We start from the raw sequence: 6,948 nt of genomic DNA, 5'->3' as shown, positions 1-6,948 counted from the left end.
TCTCGCCTTTTTCAACCTGGCCTACCACCGCCAATTTAAAGGCCAGGGAATAATCTCGCTGACTCCTCCGCCTCTTCGTGTTCATAACACCCTCCACAATTTCCAGTGAGAAGGTGTAAACCTTATTCAGGACGGGTCAAGTCCCAAAAAAAAAGCCGGAGCGCTGATGGCCTCCGGCTTTTTTGGTTTCTGGATGGGTTAACCACCCAGGTAGGCATCCCTCACTTCCGGATTGGCCAGCAGGTTCTTGCCGGTGTCGTGCAGGCGGATACGGCCGGTTTCCAGCACATAGCCCCGGTCTGCCAGGCTCAGGGCCTGGTGAGCGTTCTGCTCCACCAGGAACACCGTAATCCCTTCCTCTCTCAACTGGCCGATGATCTCGAAGATCTGCTGAATGATGATCGGCGCCAGCCCCAGAGATGGCTCGTCCAGAATGATCATTCTGGGTTTGCTCATCAGTGCCCGGCCGATGGCCAGCATTTGTTGTTCGCCGCCGGACATAGTGCCGGCCCGCTGATGTTCACGCTCTTTCAGCCTGGGGAACAGCTCGTACACGTGATCCTGGCTTTTGCGGATTTCCGATTTGGTGTTGAAGAAACCGCCCATGTGCAGGTTCTCTTCCACCGTCAGCCCGGGAAACACGCGGCGGCCTTCGGGCACAATCGCAATGCCGGAACGCATGATGTTGGAGGTGGCGTCATTGGTAATGTCGCGGCCCTCCAGAATCACCCGCCCTGCGCTGGCTTGCGGGCTACCACAAACGGTCATCAGCAACGTGGTTTTGCCGGCGCCGTTGGCGCCGATCAGTGACACAATCTCGCCCTTCTTTACTTCCACGGATACGCCGTGCAGGGCCTCGATTTTGCCATAGTGGGTATGTACGTCTTCCAGTACCAGCATGGTGCCTCCTCAGGCCTCGCCCAGATAGGCTTTGATCACATCGTCGTTCTGGCGAACTTCGTCCGGTGTGCCGGCAGCCAGGGGGCGGCCCTGGTTGATGACGGTAATCCGGTCTGAGATGTCCATAACCAGGCTCATATCGTGCTCAATCAGCAGTACGGAAACGTTGTAGTCCTCTTTCAGGCTGACAATCAGCTGGTTGAGGTCTTTGGTTTCCGCCGGGTTCAGGCCTGCGGCTGGTTCGTCCAGCATCAGCAGTTTCGGTTCGGTCACCATGCAGCGCGCAATTTCCAGCCGGCGCTGCTGGCCATAGGCCAGGTTGCCGGCTTCCCGGTTGGCCAGTTCCAGCAGGCCAACCCGATCCAGCCAGTACGCGGCCCGGTCAAGGGACTTGCGTTCCCGCTCCCGATAGTCGGGTGTCTTGATCAGGCCGGATATCAGGTTGGTGTTCAGGTGCCGATGCTGGGCCACCAGCAGGTTTTCCACTACGGTCATCTGGCCGAACAGGCGCACGTGCTGGAACGTTCGCACCATGCCCAGTCGGGAAATCTTGTAGTCCGGTTTACCCTGGACTTCATTACCTTCAAACAGGATCTTCCCGCCCGTGGGCTTGTAAAAACCACTGATGCAGTTGAAGACCGTGGTTTTGCCGGCCCCGTTGGGGCCGATGATGGAGACTATTTCGTGTTCCTGCACGTCCAGGCTTACCTGGTCGACTGCCAGCAGGCCGCCGAAGCGCATGGACAGATTCTGTACTTCTAGCATGTCTGTCACTCCTGGCGTCTGAGTTCAATGTGAATGCGGCGCATGGGCATCAGCCCCTGTGGCCGCCAGACCATCATCAGTACCATGGCGGCGCCGAAAACCAGCATCCGGTAGTCGGAAAACTCCCGGGCCAGTTCCGGCAGGATGGTCACGGCGATGGCGGCAAGTACAACGCCCAGCTGCGAGCCCATGCCGCCGAGCACCACAATGGCCAGGATGATGGCCGACTCAAGGAACACAAACGACTCCGGGCTGATAAAGCCCTGTTTGGAGGCAAACACAGTGCCGGCAAACCCGGCAAAGAACGCGCCAATGGTAAAGGCAGAGAGTTTTACCGCGGTGCGGCTCAGGCCCAGGGAGCGGGCAGCAATCTCGTCTTCCCGCAGGGCTTCCCAGGCACGACCAACAGGCATGCGCATGAACCGGCGGATGATCAGGGCGGTGATCACGGCCAGGACCAGAGCAATCAGGTAGAGGAAAATCACCTTGTGCTCGCCGCTGTAGGCGATACCGAAGGTCTCATGGAATGACGTGTTACCTTCTTCCCGAACCCGCCGGCCGAATTCCATGCCAAACAGGGTGGGATCGGGAATTCCGCCAATGCCGTTGGGGCCGCCGGTAACGGCAGTCCAGTTGTTGAGCAGAATCCGGATGATTTCGCCGAAGCCAAGAGTGACGATAGCGAGATAGTCACCCCGTAACCGCAGTACCGGGAAGCCCAGAACCAGTCCAAATAAGGCCGCCAGGCAAGCCCCGATAGGCAGAGCCATCCAGAAGGAGATGCCGGCGTATTGGGACAGCAGGGCAAAGGTGTAGGCGCCAACCGCGTAGAACGCCACGTAGCCAAGGTCCAGCAGGCCTGCAAGACCCACGACGACGTTCAGGCCCAGCGCCAGCATGACGTAGATCAGCACCAGCGTCGCCAGATCCACAGCGCCACGGGAGACAAAGAAAGGCCAGAACAGGGCCAGAACGACAATGCCTGTGAGTACCCAGGATTCGATTTTGGCCCGTTTGTTCTCGGCCATCGGCTCCTTCTGGGTTTTGGGCAGCGGGCTTGGGATGCTCTTGAGCCCGCCCATGATCTGATCCCGGAACAACTGGAACAGGAACACGATCACCGCGGCCAGCAACACAAGGATTACTGTGCTGGTATCGGCGCCGGTCAGGGTCACGCTGATGCCCTGGGCTTCCAGGTTAAAGCCGATGATGGGGTAGGAAATGATCAGTGTGATGATCGCGCAGAAGAGCGCGTGTCGAAAATTGTTGGCAGCCATCAGATCTTCTCAACCTCCGGTTTGCCCAGCAGTCCGGTGGGTTTGAACAGCAGAATCAGAATGAGCAGGCTGAACGACACCACATCTTTGTATTCACCACTCAGGTAGCCCGAGGTCATACTCTCGGCAACGCCGAGGATGAGGCCGCCCAGCATGGCGCCGGGAATGCTGCCGATACCGCCAAGGACGGCTGCGGTGAATGCTTTCAGGCCGGCAATAAAGCCGAAGAGTGGATCCACAGATCCGTAATACATGCCAAGCAACAGGCCCGCGACGGCTGCGAGGGCTGCACCAATCACGAAGGTGGCCGAGATGATGCGGTTGGTATCGATGCCCAGCAGGTTTGCCATGCCCAGATCCTGCGAGACCGCGCGACAGGCCCTGCCGATACGGGAGCGGGAGATGAACAGGGAAAGTGCGGTCATACAGATCAGGGTAGTGATGAAGATGGTGATCTGAATGTAGGAGATGGACATCGGGAAGGTATCTTCGGAGCCGAACTGGAAACCACCTTCGATCAATGCCGGAAAGCCGATGTTGCGGGAGCCTTGGGCCAGGTGGACATAATTCTGCAGGAAGATGGACATGCCAATGGCGGAGATCAGCGGGATCAGCCGGTGCCGCCCGCGTACCGGCCGATAGGCTACCCGTTCCACGGCCCAACCCATGGAGCTGGAGACAATTACCGCGCATATCAGCGCCACGATCAATATCAGGGGTAGCCAGGCAATCCCCATGGTTGCCAGGCCGGTTATGGCGATCAGCGCGGTGTAGGCACCGATCATGTAAACCTCACCATGGGCAAAGTTGATCATGCCGATGATGCCGTAAACCATCGTGTAGCCGATGGCGATCAGGGCGTAGGTGCTCCCGATCGTCAGCCCGTTAATGAGCTGTTGAAAGAAATACAGGAGGTCTTGCATGTTTGTGGAACTCCGAAAGCCCGCTCCCTCGCCTGGCTGCAACCGGCCACCGGTGTCGCCGGTGCGGATGCAGTGAGGGTCTGCAGGAGCCCAGAAAAACACCTTCCCCCGGATCGCGGTGGGAAGGTGCTCTCATTATTACCGTTAGTTAACGATTTTGGCTCAGTTTACCGGAGTTTTACTGCCGTCTGAATGCCATTCGTACACCACAAACTCGAACGACTTCATGTCGCCGGCTTTATCGTACTGAACAGTGCCGATGGGGGTCTCGAAGCTTCCGGCACGAAGAGCCTGGGCCACGTCGAACGGATCTTTCGAATCGGCGGCTTCAATGCCTTCCGCAATCAACTGCACGGCGGCATAGGAGGTGAGTACGAAGGGGCCGGAGGGATCTTCACCTTTGGCATCAAAGGCGGCGATCAGCTCCTGGTTTTCTTCTTTCTGGTCGAAGCTGGGGGGGAGGGTAACCAGCAGGCCTTCAGCGGCTTCGCCGGCGATGGTGTTGATGTCTTTGTTACCGACGCCTTCCGGGCCCATGAACTTGGCATCTACGTCAGACTGGCGTGCCTGGCGGAGGATCAGGCCCAGCTCAGGGTGGTAACCGCCGTAGTACACGTAATCGACATCGGCCTGTTTGATTTTGGTGACGAGGGAAGAGAAGTCCTTGTCACCGGCGGTAATGCCCTCAAACATGGCAATTTCGATGCCGGCATCCTGCAGGGTGTCGCGTACGGCGGTGGCAATACCTTCACCGTACTGCTGCTTGTCGTGCACGATGGCCACGCGCTCGGGGCTCTGGCTGGCGATGTAGTTGCCGGCAACCGGCCCCTGCATGCTGTCCAGGCCGATGGTGCGGAACACCAGTTCGTAGCCGCGCTCGGTGATTTCCGGGCTGGTGGAGGCCGGCGTGATCATCAGAATGCCTTCGTCTTCATAGATGTCAGACGCCGGTTGGGTGGAGCTGGAACACAGGTGACCCACCACGTAGCGAACACCTTCATTGACCAGGCGGTTGGCAACGGTGACGGCCTGTTTCGGGTCGCACACGTCGTCCACTTCCACGGCCACCAGGTCTTCACCCATAACACCACCGGCGGCGTTAATGCGCTCGATGGCCATGCGGGCACCAGAGAACTGCATGTCGCCGTACTGGGCAACGGGGCCGGTCATCGGGCCGGCAATACCAACTTTAATTTCAGCGGCGGCCTGGCCGGCAGCCATCAGAGCAACGGACGCGCCTACAGCGGTAGCGAGTTTCTTTACGGAGGTTTTCATCGTGTTTTTCCTGTTTGTGTCAGGGTTATTCTTATGTTCTCAGAGACTTACACAAACACCACAGTCTGTTGCTTGTCAAGCAAATCAGGCCAGGGTGTCTGCTCTGGAACACGGCGCAGCTATCGGGAAAGAATTAGCAAACGCCGTGCCGTCCTGAGCAGTGTCACGCGTCCGTGCTGTCGTCCTTATCTTGAAAGACAAGATTCCTGAAACTTTCGTGATCGTGCAGCTGTTCGAAGCTAGGGTCAACCGATGCGTCGTCCCGATAGGCTTCCGCGATTTCAATGGCTTTATCCAGATTGCTGACGGCATCTTCCCAACGGCCGATCTCGGCATAGGCGCACGCCAACTGGTAGTGGGCGTGGCCGTTGTCCGGAGCCAGTTTCAGTGCCCGTTGGCACAGGCTGATGGCCCAGAGGGGCTCCTGCATTTCGAGTACAGCGTCGGCTTTATAGCTCAATGCCTCAACATCGTCGGGGCGCAGGTCAAGAATCTGGTCGTAGGCGGCGATCTTGTTCTGTTGCGAGGTCTCCTGGCTTGCCTTCAGCCAGAGCGCATGCACCTCGTTGGTGCGCTCAATCTCAGCCTGGTTCTGATGAATAATCTCGGACTTCTGCTGCAGTTGTTCCTCAATGGACTTCAGGCGCTGTTCATATTCCACCACCAGCTCGTTTACCCGTTTCTCGGCCAGGCTGGTCAGCTGGTTGCGCATGTCGCGGATGGAATTCCAGCCAATCACCACCAGAATGGAGGTGGCGCCGGCGATCAGGTAGAAAAAGTAAGTCACCGTGTCGGTGGCGTAGGACATGGTTTTGTCGGCCACGGACAGTTCCTTGTCCACCACTTTCTCGATCAGTTCCGCCCGGGTATTCTGCATCTCCTGGCGCAGTGCCTTGGTCTCCTCCAGCAGGTAAAGCTCCACAAACGGGGTATACATGGGTTTTTCCAGGGTTCGTGTGCTTTCCTCTACGTCTTCCGCGGTCAGCTCTTCTTCCGGGCCGAGCTGTTGTTGCTGGGCATTAGCCTGGCCGGCAAAAGTGAGCGCGAGTGCGAACATGAGGTAATACCTGATCATTAACCAGATCCATCAGTCAGTGAATTGAAGCGATTGCTGACCTTAGCATAGTGGCTGGCAGAAATAATGCTGCATTGCCCACCTGAAAGCCCTAAGGCCAACAAGAAAGCAAGCTAGTAAAACTGCACACTTGCAATCCTTGGTGCAAAGACCTCTAATAATTAGTGGTATAAATAATGGTCAGAAATCTCTTCCGGGGGACGGATGTGAACAGCTATGAGCAGGTTTTGGTGGCATTGCGCCGGGTAATCCGGGCCACGGATCTTCATTCCAAGCGACTCAGCAAGCACGCCGGGCTTACCGGCCCCCAGTTGCTGATCATGCGCACGATTCGGGATCTGGGTGAGGTCACTATCGGCACGATTGCCGAGAACGTCAGTCTCAGCCAGGCCACGGTGACGACCATTCTCGACAGACTGGAGCATCGCAAACTGGTGTACCGGGTTCGCAGCACGAGAGACAAGCGCAAGGTTCACGCCCATCTTACGGAGGAAGGTGCTGAGATTCTGGCTCGTGCGCCCAACCCTCTGCAGGAAGACTTCATCCAGAAGTTTCAGAGCCTGGCGGAGTGGGAGCAGACCATGATTCTGGCCTCGTTGCAGCGCGTGGCCAACATGATGGATGCCGATGATATCGATGCTTCACCGGTGCTGACCGTTGGTTCGGTTCTGAAAGACGACGGCTGGAAAGAAAAGCCCTGAACTGGTTTTGAGGCCAGCCCTGATCAAGGGCC

The 6,948-nt window shown here is 57.6% G+C and carries 7 protein-coding genes; 1 reads left to right on the top strand and 6 read right to left on the bottom strand.

Features of this window, described 5'->3' with window-relative positions; translation table 11 throughout:
* Positions 1-198: 198 nt before the first annotated feature.
* The 6 genes from JIF53_RS03665 to JIF53_RS03640 all read right to left on the bottom strand — a co-directional run bounded on the left by JIF53_RS03665 (position 199) and on the right by JIF53_RS03640 (position 6,197).
* Positions 199-900, bottom strand: a complete 702-nt coding sequence (locus JIF53_RS03665; protein ID WP_199451850.1) for an ABC transporter ATP-binding protein — start codon at positions 898-900, stop codon at positions 199-201.
* A gap of 9 nt (positions 901-909) precedes the next feature.
* A complete protein-coding gene (gene livG, locus JIF53_RS03660) occupies positions 910-1,665 on the bottom strand; it encodes a high-affinity branched-chain amino acid ABC transporter ATP-binding protein LivG (RefSeq protein ID WP_011786750.1) in 756 nt (251 codons plus the stop codon).
* Positions 1,666-1,670: 5 nt separating this feature from the next.
* Positions 1,671-2,942, bottom strand: a complete 1,272-nt coding sequence (locus tag JIF53_RS03655; RefSeq protein ID WP_199451849.1) for a high-affinity branched-chain amino acid ABC transporter permease LivM — start codon at positions 2,940-2,942, stop codon at positions 1,671-1,673.
* Positions 2,942-3,865 carry a high-affinity branched-chain amino acid ABC transporter permease LivH gene (gene livH / locus JIF53_RS03650; protein WP_153740566.1) on the bottom strand — a complete coding sequence of 308 codons (924 nt, stop codon included), beginning with the start codon at positions 3,863-3,865 and terminating at the stop codon, positions 2,942-2,944. Before livH ends, JIF53_RS03655 begins: the two co-directional genes overlap by 1 nt.
* Before the next feature lie 162 nt (positions 3,866-4,027).
* A complete protein-coding gene (locus tag JIF53_RS03645) occupies positions 4,028-5,140 on the bottom strand; it encodes a branched-chain amino acid ABC transporter substrate-binding protein (RefSeq protein ID WP_153740567.1) in 1,113 nt (370 codons plus the stop codon).
* 163 nt (positions 5,141-5,303) lie between these two features.
* The gene (locus tag JIF53_RS03640) at positions 5,304-6,197 is read right to left on the bottom strand and encodes a TPR end-of-group domain-containing protein (protein ID WP_227548870.1); all 894 of its coding nucleotides are present in this window, start codon (positions 6,195-6,197) and stop codon (positions 5,304-5,306) included.
* 194 nt (positions 6,198-6,391) lie between these two features.
* Here JIF53_RS03640 and JIF53_RS03635 point away from each other — a divergent pair, with 194 nt between their 5' ends.
* Positions 6,392-6,916, top strand: coding sequence for a MarR family winged helix-turn-helix transcriptional regulator (locus JIF53_RS03635; protein ID WP_011786745.1), 525 nt, complete (start codon positions 6,392-6,394; stop codon positions 6,914-6,916).
* Positions 6,917-6,948: the final 32 nt, after the last annotated feature.

It is taken from the genome of Marinobacter sp. bablab_jr008 (assembly GCF_016464145.1).
Lineage (GTDB): Bacteria > Pseudomonadota > Gammaproteobacteria > Pseudomonadales > Oleiphilaceae > Marinobacter > Marinobacter nauticus.
The sequence above is the reverse complement of the archived record's forward strand: the minus strand, read 5'-3'. Positions and strand labels throughout refer to the sequence as shown.